The 18637-nt window shown below is 38.5% G+C and carries 17 protein-coding genes; 5 read left to right on the top strand and 12 right to left on the bottom strand.

All coding sequences use genetic code 11. The features are described 5' to 3' along the window. Window positions 1-12: 12 nt before the first annotated feature. Window positions 13-813, top strand: a complete 801-nt coding sequence (locus EJ994_RS08370) for a hypothetical protein (RefSeq protein WP_126592043.1) — start codon at window positions 13-15, stop codon at window positions 811-813. A gap of 688 nt (window positions 814-1501) precedes the next feature. Here the strand turns inward: EJ994_RS08370 and EJ994_RS08375 are convergent. Further along, window positions 1502-2290, bottom strand: a complete 789-nt coding sequence (locus tag EJ994_RS08375) for an alpha/beta fold hydrolase (protein WP_126592044.1) — start codon at window positions 2288-2290, stop codon at window positions 1502-1504. Window positions 2291-2513: 223 nt separating this feature from the next. On the opposite strand from EJ994_RS08375, the gene EJ994_RS08380 reads away from it, so the two are divergent. Then, window positions 2514-2708, top strand: coding sequence for a hypothetical protein (locus tag EJ994_RS08380; protein WP_126592045.1), 195 nt, complete (start codon window positions 2514-2516; stop codon window positions 2706-2708). A gap of 3 nt (window positions 2709-2711) precedes the next feature. On the opposite strand, the gene pyrF is transcribed toward EJ994_RS08380, so the two are convergent. From pyrF to EJ994_RS08425, 9 genes are all read right to left on the bottom strand, one after another. After that, window positions 2712-3533, bottom strand: a complete 822-nt coding sequence (gene pyrF / locus EJ994_RS08385) for an orotidine-5'-phosphate decarboxylase (protein WP_126592046.1) — start codon at window positions 3531-3533, stop codon at window positions 2712-2714. A gap of 31 nt (window positions 3534-3564) precedes the next feature. Beyond that, window positions 3565-4641, bottom strand: coding sequence for a peptide chain release factor 1 (gene prfA / locus EJ994_RS08390; protein WP_099572875.1), 1077 nt, complete (start codon window positions 4639-4641; stop codon window positions 3565-3567). Window positions 4642-4775: 134 nt separating this feature from the next. Beyond that, on the bottom strand, window positions 4776-6059 hold the full coding sequence (locus EJ994_RS08395) for a DUF3570 domain-containing protein (protein ID WP_126592047.1): 1284 nt from the start codon (window positions 6057-6059) through the stop codon (window positions 4776-4778). 388 nt (window positions 6060-6447) lie between these two features. Then, entirely contained in the window at window positions 6448-6657 is a 210-nt protein-coding gene (locus EJ994_RS08400; protein WP_099572873.1) for a DUF4266 domain-containing protein, read from the bottom strand. Window positions 6658-6666: 9 nt separating this feature from the next. Next, a complete protein-coding gene (locus EJ994_RS08405) occupies window positions 6667-7662 on the bottom strand; it encodes an FAD:protein FMN transferase (RefSeq protein ID WP_241240882.1) in 996 nt (331 codons plus the stop codon). Further along, window positions 7659-8093, bottom strand: coding sequence for a thioredoxin family protein (locus EJ994_RS08410; protein ID WP_126592048.1), 435 nt, complete (start codon window positions 8091-8093; stop codon window positions 7659-7661). The genes EJ994_RS08405 and EJ994_RS08410 overlap by 4 nt, the downstream gene beginning before the upstream one ends. Before the next feature lie 28 nt (window positions 8094-8121). Further along, window positions 8122-8565 (bottom strand): ubiquinol-cytochrome c reductase iron-sulfur subunit, encoded by a 444-nt coding sequence (locus EJ994_RS08415; protein WP_126592049.1) that lies wholly within the window; start codon window positions 8563-8565, stop codon window positions 8122-8124. A 49-nt stretch (window positions 8566-8614) separates the two neighbouring features. Continuing rightward, entirely contained in the window at window positions 8615-9793 is a 1179-nt protein-coding gene (locus EJ994_RS08420; RefSeq protein WP_126592050.1) for an AIR synthase related protein, read from the bottom strand. 67 nt (window positions 9794-9860) lie between these two features. Next, entirely contained in the window at window positions 9861-12047 is a 2187-nt protein-coding gene (locus EJ994_RS08425) for a glutamine synthetase III (protein ID WP_126592051.1), read from the bottom strand. 193 nt (window positions 12048-12240) lie between these two features. Here EJ994_RS08425 and EJ994_RS08430 point away from each other — a divergent pair, with 193 nt between their 5' ends. After that, on the top strand, window positions 12241-13263 hold the full coding sequence (locus tag EJ994_RS08430) for a glutamine synthetase beta-grasp domain-containing protein (RefSeq protein WP_126592052.1): 1023 nt from the start codon (window positions 12241-12243) through the stop codon (window positions 13261-13263). 54 nt (window positions 13264-13317) lie between these two features. Here the strand turns inward: EJ994_RS08430 and EJ994_RS08435 are convergent, their stop codons facing one another. Then, window positions 13318-14832, bottom strand: a complete 1515-nt coding sequence (locus EJ994_RS08435; RefSeq protein ID WP_164721440.1) for a carboxypeptidase-like regulatory domain-containing protein — start codon at window positions 14830-14832, stop codon at window positions 13318-13320. Between the two features lie 97 nt (window positions 14833-14929). Then, a complete protein-coding gene (locus tag EJ994_RS08440; RefSeq protein ID WP_126592054.1) occupies window positions 14930-15868 on the bottom strand; it encodes a calcium/sodium antiporter in 939 nt (312 codons plus the stop codon). A 160-nt stretch (window positions 15869-16028) separates the two neighbouring features. On the opposite strand from EJ994_RS08440, the gene EJ994_RS08445 reads away from it, so the two are divergent. Continuing rightward, window positions 16029-16388 carry a BlaI/MecI/CopY family transcriptional regulator gene (locus EJ994_RS08445; protein WP_126592055.1) on the top strand — a complete coding sequence of 120 codons (360 nt, stop codon included), beginning with the start codon at window positions 16029-16031 and terminating at the stop codon, window positions 16386-16388. Beyond that, window positions 16388-18553, top strand: coding sequence for a M23/M56 family metallopeptidase (locus EJ994_RS08450; protein WP_126592056.1), 2166 nt, complete (start codon window positions 16388-16390; stop codon window positions 18551-18553). Before EJ994_RS08445 ends, EJ994_RS08450 begins: the two co-directional genes overlap by 1 nt. Window positions 18554-18637 lie beyond the last annotated feature (84 nt).

An 18637-nucleotide genomic window follows, 5' to 3' on the forward strand; every position in this document is an offset into this window, starting at 1 on the left:
AAGAAAATTAAGATGAAAATAACAATAAGATCAATTCTAGGATTTTTAGTGATGGCAATACTGTTTGCATCATGCGAAGACGAAGATAAGAACCCCCTTAACCTATTGGAACTGGATAATTCAAAATCTCCTTTTGTACGCATCATAGTAGATGAACCTATAGTTGCCGCAGGTGATATCGCATCAAGCTCGCTTGTAGCCAAGGTAGATGCGCTTGAGGACAATGTAGCTTCTTGGCAATTGGCGGTTAGTAGAGAATCTGGAGGAGTTGCTAGTGATGCCATTGTATTGACTACACTTACCGATTTTCCAGGTCAAATATCCATTCCCTACACGGAAATCGCAGATGCTTTAGGTATCAGCACCGATGAAATTTCGGGTGGTGATTTCATTCGCTTTTTGGGTACGGCGACAGGTACGGACGGCACGGTAGTAACATTCGATAATTTTAGCCCAAATGTTACGGGACAGCCAGAGCAGCGACAGGCGTTCAACTTTATAGTACTGGTGAAATGTTCCCCGATTACGGATGCAACTTTAGCAGGAACATGGGTCATTGATATGACCGACCTTTTCGGAGACGGATGGGACGGAGCGTTCGTAACCTTTGAAATAGACGGAGTAACCACAGACTATACCTTCACCGCAGGATCAGCGGCCAATTTTGAGGTTGATGTTCCCGCAGGTACTTCCAACTTGGTTATATCCTATACAAGTGGTGCTTTTGAAGAGGAACATATTTATACGATAGAAACGCCAGATGGTGATGTAAGAGGACCTTTTGGACCCAATCCGTCACCTTGTATTAATTAATAGATTTAGATACACTTTCCACTGCATCAATCTTTAATTTTAGTAATTAGAGTCATCCTTATCATGAAACAAATGATAGGATGGCTCTATTTTCGTTGGGGCCAATACCAAAACAAAATCGTTATATGCTCCGCCAAGATCCAGTAAATGACATCGGGGCAAGCCTACGAGGCATTATACGGAAAGCCAACATTTACTTTAAGGCAAGCGTTGGAGCTTTTTAATCCTAATAATGGATTGAAAATACGCTGATCTGAGAACCTCAACCAAGCCGCAAACAAAAACTTAGCCGATAAGGAATTCTATACCTATTGCCATTGACGGTTAAGAAGAAAAACCTAGGAACAGAAGGGTTTTTGCATGACATAACTATTATAGAAAGCTATCAAAGACTATGGTTTTAAGGAAGGCGTAAGCAAACAGAGTAAAAAATAGGTAAAAATTCATCGGTAAAGGGAAATGTTTATAGGAATTACCCGTTATACTTGGGTTAGTGTGTTTCTTTACAGCGTAATCTAAATCAAGAGTAATTAAAAAGCAGCTCTGAGTCTACCTTCAAAAAAAAGAACTTCTGTCTTATTTTTTAGAGTGGTTATTTGAATTAGCTATCAATATCCTCTCAGGGCTGCATTATTACGCTTATACTATCGATACTTGCTTTCAGTAAGAAATATCAAGTCAATAATTACTATCTATTTTCCATCCCGACCAGATAACCAATAACCATTCTATTAAACAATTTCGGCTGTTCTACGTTGACAACATGGCCACAATCTTCGATTATGAACAAATTAGAATTCTCATGGGCATTAGCTATTTTTCGTATCGATGGTAAAAAAAGATAGTCTTCTCCACCCATTACGTAAAGCGTAGGAATTTTAATGTCTGCAGACCTAAAGAAACGAAGTAATGGATTTATTTCGGAGGTAAGCTTAAACCATCTAATAAATTCTTTTTGATATAATTTCTTAGCTTCCCGTACGAACAATGACCTCGACTCCTTATGGTTTTTATTCGGCATTATAACAAATGCAAAAAATTTATATAGCCACAAATAAGGGATGATGGATTTGAACACTACTCCCAGTTTCATCAGAATTTGAGAACGGAGATTAAGCTTCATAATGGCACCGCCCATAATCATGGTCTCTACTCTATGAGGGTGTTTCTCGGCCAGATTCCTTATCAATATCGTTCCAAGGGATATTCCTATGTAATGGGATCGCTCTATATTCTCAAAATCGATGACCTCCACAATATCGTCGGTAATGGCGTCAAAAGTGTATTCACTATTAAAAGTGTCCTTTAAGTTTGGTTTTGAATTACCGTGCCCTCTTAAATCCAACAAGAGCACATTGAAATGTTTTTTAAACTCCCGTAACTGTTTAAACCATATAGATGAGCTACCACCCGCTCCATGAACGAAGGTAACCCAGCTATGGGCATTCTCATTGATATATTTGGTATAGTTTAGCAATGCTCTCTTTTGCCCAAAATAAGGGCTAACCCACAATGTATTGAATCTTTTCTAATTGTAGTACTATTACGAAGAAAATTAGTTATCCGTTTTGCTATTTTTAAAGAATTCCTATCACTTTTGTTAAAAAAAAGACAAATTACCTGATTATTAGTTGTATAGCTATCACCCAAACATCTAAACCCTCTTTTGCAACGTATCTTTGTTAGAACAAATCTTTATTATGGAAAAGCAATATTGTAAAGTAGGGTCGGTAACACCGATAGCAGCAAAGGCAGATGCCATTACTATGTTAGAGTATCAGTATCAAAACTTCTTGGATAAGGCCGCTAACATGAAGTATTCCGACACAAAATTGGGAGAATTTTTTGAACAGAAGGCAAAAAAAATTCAAAAAGCTTTAGATAGCTTGGTTTAGAGACTATTCAATTTTTGAAAGTTCTTCACTCATTTGGGTTTGAAGCTCTCTGGCCTTGTTTTGAGCTGCGCTCGCAAAATCCTTGTCTTTTGAGGCATAAATAATACCTCTAGAGGAGTTTACCAACAATCCTACGGAGGGTGTCATTCCATACGTACATACCTCTTTAAGGCTACCTCCTTGGGCACCTACACCTGGAACTAACAAAAAACTATCGGGAATTATTTTCCTTATTTCCGCCAAGTATTCCGCTTTAGTGGCTCCTACCACATACATTAAATTTTCTGAGCCTTCATAATGTCTTGATGTTTCAAGAACTTCTTTATAAAGTTCCACCCCATCGATTTTTTTGGTTTGATAATCGTACGCACCCACATTTGAGGTTAATGCGAGTAGAATCGTATGTTTATCTTCAAAAGCCAAAAAAGGTTCAACGGAGTCCTTGCCCATGTAGGGAGCAATGGTGATGGAATCAAAATTCAAATCTTCAAAAAAAGCTTTAGCATATCTCGTTGAGGTGTTTCCGATATCGCCCCGTTTTGCATCGGCAATGGTAAAAATTTCCGGATATTCTGCATTGAGATAGGTAATCGTTTTCTCTAGTGCCATCCAACCCTTTATTCCGTATGCCTCGTAAAAAGCAATGTTTGGCTTGTAGGCTACGCAAAGGTGGTGTGTGGCATCAATAATGGCTTTGTTAAACGAAAAAATGGGGTCTTCCTCCTGTAAAAGATGTTCTGGTATTTTATCTAAATCTGTATCCAGACCAATACACAAAAAGGACTTTTTCTTATGAATTTGGTCAATGAGTGCTTTGGTAGTCATATTGCAATTATGGGAGGAGATGTATAAATTATTAAAAAATCTCTGATGCTTCTTTTAGCTTTTCTGTATTTTCTACAAGACTAAGTTCATCAATGATTTTTTGGATGTCACCATCAATAATATTAGAAAGATCGTACAAGGTTAAACCTATTCTATGATCGGTAACCCTACCCTGCGGATAATTATAAGTTCTAATTTTTGCGGAACGGTCACCACTACTAACCTGAGAGCTTCTTTTGGCGGCGTCTTCCTCTTGTTTCTTGGCCAATTCCAGATCATAGAGTCTTGAGCGCAAAACCCTAAAAGCCTTATCCTTGTTTTTATGCTGCGATTTTTGATCTTGGCACTGTGCCACCAGACCTGTTGGGATGTGCGTTAAACGTACCGCGGAATAAGTTGTATTCACAGATTGTCCACCAGGTCCTGAAGAACAGAAAAAATCTATTCTAACGTCTTTGGGGTCTATTTGCACATCAAAATCTTCCGCCTCTGGTAATACCATTACGGTTGCAGCACTGGTATGCACTCTTCCTTGGGTTTCGGTTTGCGGAACTCGCTGCACCCTGTGGACGCCGGCTTCAAACTTTAAGGTTCCATAAACATCGGTGCCGGTAACTTCAAACTGAATTTCCTTGTATCCACCGTTAGTACCTTCACTTAAATCTATGACATTGGTTTTCCATCCTTTGCTCTCGCAGTACTTTGTGTACATTCTAAAAAGGTCTCCCGCAAAAATACTGGCCTCGTCACCACCTGTTCCTGCTCTGATTTCTACAACGACATCTTTAGCATCCTCTGGGTCTTTGGGAATAAGCATAAATTTAATCTCATCTTCCAGAATCGGCAATCTTGATTTTGCTTCTTCCAACTGCATTTTTGCCATTTCCAACATTTCGGCATCACTCCCGTCAGAAATTATCTCCTCCGCTTCCTCAACATTACCTGTCAACTCCAAATATTCATCTCGCTTGGCAACAAGTGCCTTAAGATCACTATACTCCTTCGTCAATTGCACATAACGCTTCTGATCCGTTATGATATCCGGCTGAATGATTAGGTCGGACACCTCATCAAAACGTTGTTTTACAATGTTTAATTTATCTATCATAGGTATGCATCACTTGTCCTGCGAATTTACAATAATTTTGTAGAAGCTTTAGGCTTGCTCAATCGTATTGTTAAAAAATCAATTTCAAAAAATCTTACTGAAAACGTCTCACTATTGCATTGAAAGGGAAAGCATTAATCAGTTACAAAAGTAGTTCCTAAAGTAAAAATAAAGGCGTTAAGACCATCACTTCTATCATAGGCATTTACCCGTAAATCTATCGTTTTAAGCCCGAACATAAATACTTTGGCCTTGGTAAAAATATCCTTGTAACGGGCGCCAATACCGTACTGGTGAGCATTGTAGTCCGACAGGTCGTAATCCGAAGTATAAAAATCCAACACAGAAGTTGCACCTTCTTTGGTATAAAAGTAATCTGCCGCAATCTGCACATAATACCTGTAGGAGGGATAGAGCGTAAAAGAATCACTTAGTTTAATAGGAATCTCTAGATTGGCCGTATGTGAGGTAATACCCCAATCATCTGTATAGAAACGGTAATAGGAGCGTAATACGAACCGGTCTCCTGCAAAATAATTTAAACGTGCGCCGATAGGGATTTTAAAACGACTATCCGGTAGTCTTTCTACATCATCCGCCAACTGAAAATCTTCAATGAAAAAATCTGCGACGTCACCAAAATACACTCTCTGAAAAGGGGTGCTCAGCAAACCTTGTTGCCAAACCAAATCTAAGAATACAGAACCCTGTAATCGCTTACCAAGAATCTGGGAAAAGAACAAGGAAAGGGCATAAGAGTTCCGGTTTTCGTTTTCAAAAACGGTAAAATTAGAGCTGTACGTGCCAGGTCCGGAAATTCTAGCATCTGCAAAGCCATTTCTTAGCTCTATAGGATATTGTGGATTCCATTGATCCAAAAATACATTTGCACTGAGCCCAATTTCCGTATTCTTTTCATTGAACAAACGTGTGTATCCCGCACCGAAACCAACGGAGAAATAATCGTATTCCGATGAGATGTAAGCATTTGCACTTACAATGGAATTTCGGTCTTCTGAACTGTGTTGGTAGGATGGGTTAAAATACGCGAGCACATCTTGTCTTGAAGCTCCGGAAGAAGCACTGAAGGGACTGGTATTATTGTTTGGATTGCCGTCCAAGGGGTTCACGTTGCTCGATGAAGCCGAAGTGTAGGCAGATATCCCTGCATCTACTGTTAGTACATCATCTGGATTGACGGGAATTTTTACAACAATAGTGGAAGTTGCATCGGTCAGCTGTTCGGTACCCTCTCCTCCGGTCACCGCAGCATTTTCACCGTCCTGACCGTAATAGTTAAAAAGCAGGTTAATCTCTGTGGCTTCCAAAACTCTTTTGGTATAGGTAGTGTTGTCCTGTCCAAAAATTGAAAAAGCACATAGAAAAAAAATCAGCGGAACAGTTTTTAAATTTCCCAAGGTACTTGATTAGGTTTCAGTAAAATTTTATTTAAAATTAAATAAGCCACTCCGCTTTTTCATACAGCTCCACTGCGCTCAGGGTAAATTCAACCAGCAAAGTTCTAAACAGAACTTTGGGTTATAGTTTCAGTGCTCCCCGAAACGCCGACCCTTCGACTACGCTCAGGGTAAATTCAACCAACAAAGTTCTAAAAAAAACTTTGGGTTATAGTTTCAGTGCTCCCCGAAACGCCGACCCTTCGACTACGCTCAGGGTAAATTCAACCAGCAAAGTTCTAAAAAGAACTTTGGGTTACAGTCTTGGTGCTTCCCAAAACGAGGACCCTTCGACTACGCTCAGGGTAAATTCAACCAGCAAAGTTCCAAACAGAACTTTGGGTTTCATTTAATTACAACCGCAGCCACCTCCTGTTTTGCCGCCGTTGGCGCCTGCAGAGGCTTCCCTGTATATTTGAAAATTGGTTTCAAATCGTTCTGCGTTTCTGGCGGATAATTGCATTTCCTCATCGTTCAAATACGCTTTATCATACTCCTTTACCGCAACGCAGGAAGTGCAAAACACCAAGAACATTAATAAAAAAAACAATCTGTTCATAGTTTGAAGTTAAGGATTATTGTCGAAAAGGATTCCACCACTTTTATGAATTTTGTTCGCGCTATCCACAATAATCACCTCTGTACCTCCCAATTGGTTCACAAGGGAAAGACCAGCATTTTTACCCATTATAAAAATTGCTGTAGCCAAGGCATCACAAAGTTCGGCACTTTTGGCAAAAACGGAAACACTATTGATACCCGCTGATGGATATCCAGTTCTCGGGTCTATGATGTGGGTATATTTTTTACCATTGATCGTTACGAACTTCTCGTAATTTCCAGAAGTGGCTACAGAAGATTCCAATATGGGCAGCCACGAGAAAATTTTGTCCTTACTTAACGGATTGGCTATCCCGATTAACCACTTCTCTCCACTAGCCTTAGTTCCCCATGTCGTTAAATCCCCGGACGCATTAATGATACCTGCAGGCACTTGTTTAGAGACCAGGAGTTCTTTTGCCTTATCCGCAGCATATCCCTTACCGATCGCCCCAAACGATATTTTCATTCCTTTATACTTCAAAAAAACAGTGTTATCCAAACTGTTAAGAATAATATTCTTGTGGCCCACTTTGGAAACCGATTCCCTAATCTCTTGGTTCGTTGGCATTGTCGTCATAGAACCATCAAACTTCCAAATCTTATCCATCGAGGAATATGAAATATCAAAAGCACCATCCGTTATTTCCGATATCTGTTTGGACCGCTCTATCAACTTAAAAAGCTCTAAACTTACTTTTACCGGTTTTATCCCAGCGTTTTTGTTTATTAGAGTAGTTTCAGAAGACGCATCCCATGAAGAAATCATTTTTTCTATTCTTCTTATTTCTCCTATCGCCTCTTGAATATATATGTAACCCAAATCTTCATCAACTGAAACTACCGTAATATCAAAACGGCTACCCATAAGTTTCAATGACTTTTTAACCGTGACATAATCCTTACTTTGACTGAACACGGTTGTAACGAAAAATAGAACTACTATGGATAAAACAGTTTTCACTTTTGAAAGGAATTTAAAAGTGAAATGTATTCTTCGGCTTCTTGATTTTCGTAGGCAAAGCTTCCTAAAACAGTCTCGTCCTTATCCAATAAAAGGACCAAGGGAAAATAACCTTTGGAATTAAATTTCTGCGCTAACTGCTTGTTTACTTGTTCTTTCTGAAGTGGTAATCGGTTCTTTTTTGTCCTAGGAAAATCGGCCTTGAACAAAATCAAATTCTTGTCTGCATACTCCTTAAACTCTTGAGATTGAAACAATAATCTATCTAATTTTATGCATGGGGCGCACCAATCAGATCCGGCAAAAACAAGAAGAATTGGTTTGTTCGTATTCTTGGACCTAGAAATTGAATGCTCGTAACTTTCCTCCCAATCTTGCGATAACGCACAAAGTGGAATTACAAAAAGGCAGATGAGGAGCTTTAGTTTCAAAATTCAATAATTTGGGACGTTGTGTATACTATTCAAAAACGCGGAGTAAACTTCCGTTCAGTTCCGTGTTATATATCTTTAATGGCTTTGCGACACTATTGGGAATGGTATTTAAAGGTGCTCCCGTTTGGTCAAATCTAGATCCATGGACATCGCAAAAGAAAATACCTCCGTTCTGATTTACAAATCTTACTTGATCATAATTTTGATGACTGCAAACTTGGGTAGCAGCAACGAACTCCCCCTCTAAATTCTTAACCACTACGACCAAACTTTTAAGAATAAAGCCGCCGTTATTTTCTAAGTTGGCAGCCTCGGCAGAGTTTAAGTCTACCGTAAAATCAATGCCTGTTGGTGGATCTACCAGGTTTCCATCTATACCATCATCTTTACCACAACCTCCCAAACAGGGAAATGTAATGGCGAAGGCCGCACCGGCGCCTAAACTCTTTAAAAATTGCTTTCTTTCCATAACTACATATTTATAATAAACAACGTAGTATTACTTCTTATCGTATGCCTTAGTATATAAAGGTACCGTACGGGCTGGCAATAGTGAGTTTTTTTGTTGAGGAAGCCTCGACCCTACCAATTATCTTGGCATCCACATTAAACTCTTTTGATATTGTAATCAAATCCTGTGCCATCTCCGGATTTACATAAATCTCTAAGCGGTGACCACAGTTAAAAACCTGATACATTTCCTTCCAATCCGTTCCCGATTGCTCCTGAATGAGCCTGAACAACGGCGGAACCTCGAAAAGGTTATCCTTGATGATATGAAGATTATCGATAAAGTGAAGAATCTTTGTTTGCGCACCTCCGCTACAATGAACCATTCCGTGAATATCGTCGCTGGTATATCGTGATAGTATTTGCTTTACGATGGGCGCATAAGTTCTCGTAGGAGAAAGCACTAGCTTTCCTGCGTCCAGGGGAGCATCAGCCACGCTATCCGTTAGTTTGGTTGCGCCGGAATAGACCAAATCAGAGGGAACCTCGGCATCATAACTCTCAGGAAATTTGTCCGCCAAGTATTTTGCGAAAACATCATGTCGTGCGGAAGTAAGTCCGTTACTTCCCATGCCTCCATTATATTCTTTTTCGTACGTGGATTGCCCGTAGGAAGCTAACCCAACGATTACATCTCCCGCTTTAATATTAGCGTTATCAATGACTTTGTCCCTTCTTAATCTAGCGGTTACCGTAGAGTCCACGATAATTGTCCTGACCAAATCCCCAACATCGGCAGTTTCACCTCCTGTGGAGCGTATGGAGATACCGTAGGACGATAAGTCTTTAATGAGTTCTTCCGTGCCGTTGATAATTGCGGATAACACTTCTCCCGGAATTTTATTTTTGTTTCTTCCTATTGTTGAGGATAGCATAATATTGTCCGTTGCCCCCACACAGATTAAATCATCAATGTTCATGATAAGAGCATCTTGTGCGATTCCTTTCCAAACGGATAGATCTCCCGTCTCTTTCCAGTACATATAGGCCAATGAGGATTTGGTACCCGCGCCGTCTGCGTGCATAACAAGGCAGTAATCCTCATCTCCCGTTAAATAATCAGGAACTATTTTACAAAAAGCTTTTGGAAACAGGCCTTTGTCTATGTTCTTTATGGCATTGTGTACATCTTCTTTAGAGGCGGAAACGCCCCTTTGACTGTATCTTTCGCTCGTGGATGAGGACATATAATTTCTTTACGACAAAAATAGGAGAATTGATTTAAAATCAGAATTTAGCAAGCGAAAGTAATTGCTATTTAATGAACAATAGCTCCCTGTATTTAGTCAATGGCCATAATTGGTCTTCAATAAGCTTCTCTAGCTTATCGGAATGTAATCGAATTTTATCAAAATAAGGTTTTACGTTCTCACAGTAGGCTACCGCTCTCTTTTTACTTTCCTTAATAACATTTGCTTTCTTTCTGGCCTCGGTCATTGCATCTGTGAGTTTTTTGAGCTCATTTAAGTGCTCTCCAATTTCCTCTATCATGGTTAGTTGACCTACAGAAAAACTCTTATGGGCAGCTCCGTAAATTTCCTTAAGACCAGAAACGTTTGTTATCAATTTATTCTGATAGGCAATTGCGGCAGGAATAACGCTACTGTATACCAAATCACTATACACTCTACCTTCAATCTGAAGGTGTAATATGTAGGCCTCCAATTCAACTTCCACCCTTGCGCCCACTTCAACATCACTCATCACCTTCATCGTCTTAAATAAAGCCAGACTCTCTTTTGAGGTCAGTATATTTAAAGCATCCGGGGTATTTTTATTATTACTTAGTTTTCTCTTTTTTGCTTCGTTCTCCCATTCTTTACTGTAACCGTCGCCATCGAAACGAATCCGCTTAGAGGTCTTTATATATTCCCTAAGGGTATTGAATATGGCCTCATCCTTCTTAAGGTTCTTTTTATCTATTAAGACATCTACCTCCTTTTTAAAATCCTTAAGTTGCTTTGCAACAATGGTGTTTAAGATGGTCATGGGTTTAGCACAATTGGTCTTTGCCCCTACCCCGCGCATTTCAAACTTATTACCTGTAAAAGCGAACGGAGAAGTTCTATTACGGTCTGTATTATCCAATAATATTTCCGGAATCTTCCCAACTACATTTAGCTTCAGTTCCGTCTTTTCCTCGGGTGATAGTTTACCTTGGCTCACTCCTTCCAGTTCATCAAGCACACTACTTAACTGCTTTCCGATAAATATGGAAAAAATAGCAGGTGGTGCCTCGTTTGCACCTAGCCTGTGATCATTACTGGCCGAAGCTATAGAGGAGCGTAAGAGTTCCTCATAAGTGTTTACCGCCTTGATAGTGTTAATGAAGAACGTAAGGAACTGGAGGTTCTTCATGGGCGTAGAGCCCGGACTCAAAAGATTGACGCCGGTATCTGTAGCCAAGGACCAGTTATTATGTTTGCCTGAGCCATTGATATCTGAAAATGGTTTTTCATGAAAAAGCACTTTAAACTGATGCTTATCCGCAATTTTATCCATCACATCCATCAATAAAAGGTTGTGATCTACGGCTAAATTAGCCTCTTCAAAGACCGGGGCCAACTCAAACTGGTTCGGCGCAACCTCATTATGACGGGTTTTTACCGGTATACCCAACTTGGTACATTCCTTTTCTAAATCGCTCATAAAACTGAGCACCCTACTTGGGATAACACCGAAATAATGATCATCTAACTGTTGTCCCTTCGCAGCGTTATTTCCTACTAGGGTTCTACCAGTCATAATAATATCAGGCCTAGAATGTGCAAGGGCCTTATCTATCAAAAAATATTCTTGCTCCCAACCTAAAGTGGCGTTTACTTTGGCAACGTTCTTATCAAAATATTTAGCCACTGCTGTCGCTGCTTCATCCACGGCGTGCAAAGCTCTCAACAGCGGCGCCTTGTTATCCAACGCCTCTCCCGTGTAGGAAACGAAAATAGTAGGAATGCATAAGGTAGTACCATAGATAAATGCCGGGGATGTCGGGTCCCAAGCGGTATAACCCCGTGCTTCAAAAGTATTGCGGATACCGCCACTAGGGAAGCTTGACGCGTCTGGTTCTTGCTGCACCAACTGTCCGCCTCCAAACTTTTCAAGAGCTGTACCATCTGGCAATAAATCGAAAAAAGCATCGTGCTTTTCTGCTGTAGCTCCGGTTAAAGGTTGAAACCAATGTGTATAATGTGTGGCACCCATGGAAATGGCCCAACCTTTCATAGCTTCCGCTACCTGGTCCGCGATTTTACGGTCAATTTTAGAACCCGAAAAAATAGCATCCCTAACACTTGCCAATGCATCTTTGGTAAGATATTGAAGCATTCTCTTTTCGTTAAAAACATTTACTCCGAACAAGTCTGACCTTCTTCCTTTTTCTTCAATAGCGATTGCTTTTCTTCTATGACTTTCCGCTATTGCCGCTGACCTTTGTACTGACATATGACCCCAAATGAATTATTAATTCCACAAAATTACGTTCTTAAAATAGAAATATCACAAAATACCCGCCAAAAAATGGGGGTGTATCTAAAATATTCTCATTTATAACGAATTACCCCCGTAAAAATTCATATAATTCCATAAAAAACATATTTTTGTCTGTCTTTTTATTATTAATTTATAACATGAAAATATGGCTAAAGTTAAATTAGAGTATATATGGTTGGATGGTTATTTTCCGACCCAAAACTTGAGAAGTAAAACAAAAGTAGAAGAACACGAAGATTTTAAAGGAACGTTAGAGGAGCTAGGAAACTGGTCTTTTGACGGGTCTTCTACAAGACAAGCCGAAGGTGGTTCCTCTGACTGCTTATTAGTTCCTGTAGCTATTTATCCGGATCCGGCAAGAATCAACGGATGGTTGGTAATGACAGAAGTTATGAATGCAGATGGAACTCCTCATGTTTCAAATGGTAGAGCCACTATTGATGATGAAGATGATGATTTCTGGTTCGGTTTTGAGCAAGAATATTTTATAATGGACACTGCTACACAATTACCCTTAGGTTTCCCTATCGGTGGTTACCCTGCACCACAAGGAATGTATTACTGTTCTGTGGGCGGAAAAAATACGCACGGAAGAGATTTGGTTGAAGAGCACGCCGATCTTTGTATAGAAGCTGGTTTAAACTTTGAAGGTATTAACCAAGAGGTTGCTTCCGGTCAATGGGAATTTCAACTATTCGCCAAGGGTGCTAAAAAAGCTGGTGATGAAATCTGGATTGCCAGATATTTATTGGACAGACTAACGGAAAAGTATGGTTACTATATTGAATATCACCCAAAACCTTTAGGTAAGGATATGGACTGGAACGGTTCTGGTATGCATGCAAACTTCTCTAACACCACGTTAAGAACTTGTGGTTCAAAAGAAACCTACGCAACCATTTGTGAAGCTTTCCGCCCATACGTAAAAGAACATATCGCCGTTTATGGTGAATTCAACGATCAACGTTTGACGGGAGATCATGAAACAGCTGCCATTACAGATTTCTCTTGGGGTGTTTCTGATAGAGGTGCCTCTATCCGTATTCCAATTATTGCAGTTGAGAAAGGATATAAAGGATGGTTAGAAGATAGAAGACCAGCTTCAAATGGTGATCCTTATAAGATTGCCGCCAGAATTATAAAAACAGTTAAAACAGCGAAAGTTTAATAAACCGAATTAATTGTTGCTATAAACCGGCTTAACTATTGTTAAGTCGGTTTTTTAGTTTTTAATGGGCTGCAAGGGCGTATTCATCCAGTAGTCTCCAAAATTATCCGGTTTAACAATGGGTTGATTCTCAAAAATTGGAAAATCTTTTTTCATTACTAATGAATCCGTAGGTACAGTCGTATTTTTGGTTTCTAATTGTTGAACAAAAAATTCTCTAAACTGCATCCTACTTGAAAACTTTTTTTCGTAGACGATATTTCCATTTACATCTTCTACATTCTTAACTACAATTTTCAATAACTCAGAGTCAATTTCAGAATCTCGATATTTAGGTTTTAAGGTTTCGAACATTAGTTTACTCGCCCTTTTGTCGCCATCAGCATATAGTAACACTTCTTTTCCCAACACGACTAATTTTCTGATTTTGATTCTTTTACCTTTATATCTTAGTTTATAATTAGATTTTCTAAAAACCTCCTTTTCACCTAATTCATTATTGAAAGTTAGCACGAAGCAAGCTTTATTAAAGTTAATCAACGCTTCTTCTACATAAAACTCAGGAGGCAAAGCAACTTCAAAACCGTTGCGCATGGAATGGTAATTTAAATACATTAAATTATCTTTCTCCATATATTCGAGTTTTATGTCTAGTAAGGTTTCATTAGAACTTTTATTTTTTTTTGTTTTTCTCTTTGGGTAGTTAATAATGTAATCAAACTTTTTAATCGCAAAACTACTTTTATTGACATACAAACTTCCTGCTACCTGAAAACCACTGTTCGGTTCTAAATTTTTAAGAGAAACCTTATAAAACAAATCATCATTGAAAACCATTTCTCCTTCTTTTTGAAAGCTATGGTTGTCCACAAAATCGTATTCAAATACATTTACAAAATCAAAAGTATTTACATTTCTATTTCTTACAGGATCATGAATTCTAAGAATAACAAATTCATTACCGCCATACCCTTTTAAGAATGCGTTTGAAATAACTTTCTTTTTACTTTTATAATCATATGCTATCGCTCCTAAGGTATCTCTTTGGAAGTCAGTATTTTTCTTATAATCGAATATTTTAATTTTAGATGTTTCAAAGTCTTTGGCATAAAAACCTTGGTCGACTACTTTTAAGATTGCCTCATTTAGATTTACATAATTACCATCCTTGATTTGATAATCTCTGTAATAACCAACATAGGAATAGGGGTTTTGAGATAAATTTTTAGATAAATTTTTAATTGCCATCTCAACAATTGTCCTGGCTGATAAATTACGTCTGATTCCCCGTTTTTTGTTCGCCCTAACAACAACCTCGTTCAACGTAACTATGTTAGGTTTTAATCTAATAATATTCACTTTATCATAAACGACATCAGATAATGCAATGGGAGTTGAGACATAACCCATGGATGATATCAATAGGGTATCTCCTTCTTTTTTAAAAAATGAAGGTATCTTGAAACTCCCATCCATATTGGTAATTACTCCTTTGGCCTTACCTTTTATACGTACAGTAGCGAAAATTATGGGCTCTTCGGTCTTTTCGTCGATTACTTTACCGCTCAAAAATTCTGAATCTTGTGCGTGTAGTATAGTGCAAGACTTCAACAGTAAATAACAAAACATTAATTGTTTGAAGAATACTTGCATATAGATGATTTGGTCAACTAATCGTAATATATACAAAAGATAGGTAAATTCCCACGAGAATTAAACCATCTCGCCAACCTAAACGAAGCCCTTTTGGAATGAATACCAGAGGTAGAATAATAAAGGAAATTCCCAACATCCAAAATATATCGTTACTTAACAGACCATCATCTACTACTTTTACTGGCGTTATGATAGCTGTGATGCCAAGCACGGCTAATAAATTAAATATATTGGAACCAATAAGGTTCCCTAAAGAAATGGCCTTTTCTTTTTTAATAACCGCTATTATTGACGCTGCCAATTCGGGAATGCTCGTGCCAACGGAAACTACGGTAATTGCTATTACCCTTTCACTAACCCCAAAGACCGTTGCCATACCTACGGCTCCATTTATCAATAATTCCGACCCTCCCCAAAGAGCAATACCTCCCAAACCTAGAAAAAGAAAGGTCTTGTATATTGGAAGTGCTATGGTCACTACATCTTCTTCTTCATCTACCGCAGGTTTTTGAAAGCGGAGCAGATATACCAGAAATAAGAAAAGGCAGACTACCATTATTATACCCTCATATTGCTCCAGTATACCATCAAAATAGATAAATCCAAAAAACAAAAGCGAAGCTAACATCATCACCGGCCAGTCCGTTGTATAAAAACTTCGCTTTACACTAATGGGACTCAGCAATACGGTAATGGCTAAAACAAGTCCTAAGTTGGCGATATTGGACCCCACTACATTACCTAAGGCCAGGTCGGGAAAGCCGTCTAGCGCAGCGTTAATACTAACGATTAATTCCGGAGCGGAGGTTGCGAAGGAAACGACAGTCATACCAATAACAATTTTAGGTATGTTCAGTTTTAAGGAAAGATCTACGGCAGATTTCAACAGCCAATTACCACCTGCTATCAAAAGCAACAAACCTCCAACCACATATAAAAAGTCTTGCATTAAATCGGTTTTCAACAAATATAGGAGAAGTATTGCTCATAATACTGTGAACTACTCTATTCGCTGCCCGCTATTAAAACTAAATAAATAGTTAAATAACTGCAAATATAGTTGTATAACTATAAAAATAGTTATACGTTTGCTCTAACAAATACTGATAATGGAAAAACTCACGAATAAGGAAGAGGAAATAATGAAAATCCTTTGGACTCTAGAAAGGGCCTTCGTAAAAGAAATCATGGAGCAGATAGCTGGCGATAAACCTCATTACAACACGCTATCCACTATTGTAAGGAACCTAGAAGAAAAAAACTACGTTGGCCACGAAGCTTTTGGAAAAACATATAGGTACTTTCCTATAGTAAGTAAGGCGGATTACAGACAAAAGTTTGTCAATTCTAGCATGGTGGACTACTTTGACAATTCTTATAAGAACCTGGTATCCTTCTTTGCCAAGGAGGAGAAAATCTCCGTTGAGGACTTAAAAGAGATTATTAACCTTATTGAAAAGAAAAAATAATGGAACTGTTTTTAGAACATCTTATGAAGTCCTCTGTTATTCTACTGCTTTTTTTAGGGTCCTACCATCTTTTTTTAAGAAAGGAGACCTTCTTTGGTAGCAACCGCTTTTTTTTAATAATGGGGCTTTTAACTTCTTTACTTCTGCCATTTGTAAACATTACGAAAATCATATATGTCCCCCGACCTGCCATATCAACAATAGATACGGCGAACATGGAAAATATAGTAATGGCCAATGCATCTTCCGTTTCCTTAAGTTGGATAAACTTGATTGTCACTATTTATCTAATTGGCGTAATCTACTTCGCTATTAGACTTATAATTCAATTACGAACTATCCATGTCCTCAAAAAGAATAGTGATGTAGTTCTGGAAGATGAGTTTTCTCATGTAAAAACGAGTTCGGCCATTTCTCCTTTCTCGTTCTTTAAGCATATATTTTACTATCCAAACCAGTTTTCCCATCGGGAATTGCGCACTATTATTTCTCACGAGAAAATGCACGCTAGAGGAATGCATTCTTTAGACATCCTTTTCACGGAAATTACACTTATTCTAATGTGGTTCAACCCTGCCATATGGTTCTATAAAAATCTGATAAAGCAAAACCTAGAATTTTTAGCCGATGCTGGAACATGTGAAGATGGAGAAGACAAAAGAGCCTATCAGTATCTAATGCTGAAACAAGCTACAGAACACCACAAAATCAACATCGTAAATCCATTTTTTAATTCAATCATCAAAAAACGAATAGTCATGTTAAATCGAAATCAATCCAAACGAATTAATCTCCTTAAATTTTTAATAGTTCTGCCATTTCTAGGACTATTCCTAGTAGGGTTCAATGCTAAGGAAATTGTGAAATTTTCAGAGAACGAATCATCAATTTCACTAGATCTTGAGGTCCCGAAGTTTCAAAATCCCATAAAAACTGAAGACCTTATCAGAGTTTCTTCTGATTTTGGGCCAATGAGAAGTCCCTTCACAAAGAAAATAGAGAATCACACTGGTATTGATTTGGTTACCAAGAGTGGTAAACCGGTATCAGCAAGTGCCAAAGGAATCGTAAAAACCAGCAATAAAGATGAGAGCAAAGGAAATTATATCGTTATTGAACATACTGGCGGGTATAGCACCAAGTATATGCATCTAAAAGACAGAACGGTGGCCAAAGGAGAAACAGTACGAACTGGCGACGCCATAGGTCATGTGGGAAGCACCGGTAAGTCTACAGGTCCACATTTGCATTTTGAGATATTAAAATCCGAAAAAGCCATCAACCCTGCAAGCTTTATACCCTTGACTAATACTCGTAAATCGCTAGCTCCCAAAATTGAAACTGAGAAATCCGATGCATCTGCGGCAGTAATAGAATTAGTCATTAATAAAAATACCACTGATGGTCAACTACTTCAAATGAAGGCTGATTTAGCGGAAGAGAACATTGATTTTTCCTATACCACCGTTAGAAACGATGCTCGTGAAATCATCGCTATAGAACTAGAACTGGTAAATGGTACAATTTCAACGGCCACTTATAATAGTGACGGACAGGAAAGAGCTGATAAAGATGCTATTGAACCGGTCTTTATCTTCGTGGACACGGACAAGAGTACTATAAGTATTGGCAGAGGTAAGCAGACCGATCTCAAAACCAGCAATAGCACCAGCATGGTCTGGATTTCTGATGACGACGCGTCCGAATCAAAGGAAATTATCGTTAAAAAAGTTAAAGGCAAAAAAATAGTAACCCTTAATGGTAAAGAGCTGAAAGAGGATGAATTTGAAGATATGGACATACAAATGGATGACAGCTCACTGGTATTCATTTCAGACGACGACGAAACCTCTGATAAAAAGAGCGTTAAAATTTACCGAAGCAAAACTAAAGATGGTGATAAAAGTGTTTACATACACACAGATACAGAAAATGATGAGGATGTGAAGGTAGTAGTGAAGAAAAAATCCATTTTCCTTTCTGGAAATAAAAAGGATGAACCCCTATATATAATTGATGGTGAAAACGCAGATAGGAAAGCAATGAAAAAGCTGGGCACCGACAAGATTGCCAATATCAATGTTATTAAGGGAGCAGCTGCAAAAGAAAAATACGGAAAAAAAGCTAAGAATGGTGTTATTGAAATAACCACAAAGAAAGAATAGCGCACATTTTTAACGTTAAGACCACTTTAAGACCTGTCCTTACACAAGGCAGGTCTTTTGCATTGGAAAGAATGAAAAGTGGAA

The sequence above is a fragment of the Maribacter sp. MJ134 genome, from assembly GCF_003970695.1.
Lineage (GTDB): Bacteria > Bacteroidota > Bacteroidia > Flavobacteriales > Flavobacteriaceae > Maribacter.

Coding starts and splice junctions, on each gene's coding strand:
- EJ994_RS08415 (WP_126592049.1), bottom strand. CDS start 8,565: ATGGAAAGAAAGCAATTTTTAAAGAGTTTAGGCGCCGGTGCGGCCTTC.
- pyrF (WP_126592046.1), bottom strand. CDS start 3,533: ATGACTACCAAAGCACTCATTGACCAAATTCATAAGAAAAAGTCCTTT.
- EJ994_RS08450 (WP_126592056.1), top strand. CDS start 16,388: ATGGAACTGTTTTTAGAACATCTTATGAAGTCCTCTGTTATTCTACTG.
- EJ994_RS08430 (WP_126592052.1), top strand. CDS start 12,241: ATGGCTAAAGTTAAATTAGAGTATATATGGTTGGATGGTTATTTTCCG.
- EJ994_RS08440 (WP_126592054.1), bottom strand. CDS start 15,868: ATGCAAGACTTTTTATATGTGGTTGGAGGTTTGTTGCTTTTGATAGCA.
- EJ994_RS08400 (WP_099572873.1), bottom strand. CDS start 6,657: ATGAACAGATTGTTTTTTTTATTAATGTTCTTGGTGTTTTGCACTTCC.
- EJ994_RS08380 (WP_126592045.1), top strand. CDS start 2,514: ATGGAAAAGCAATATTGTAAAGTAGGGTCGGTAACACCGATAGCAGCA.
- prfA (WP_099572875.1), bottom strand. CDS start 4,641: ATGATAGATAAATTAAACATTGTAAAACAACGTTTTGATGAGGTGTCC.
- EJ994_RS08420 (WP_126592050.1), bottom strand. CDS start 9,793: ATGTCCTCATCCACGAGCGAAAGATACAGTCAAAGGGGCGTTTCCGCC.
- EJ994_RS08425 (WP_126592051.1), bottom strand. CDS start 12,047: ATGTCAGTACAAAGGTCAGCGGCAATAGCGGAAAGTCATAGAAGAAAA.
- EJ994_RS08445 (WP_126592055.1), top strand. CDS start 16,029: ATGGAAAAACTCACGAATAAGGAAGAGGAAATAATGAAAATCCTTTGG.
- EJ994_RS08370 (WP_126592043.1), top strand. CDS start 13: ATGAAAATAACAATAAGATCAATTCTAGGATTTTTAGTGATGGCAATA.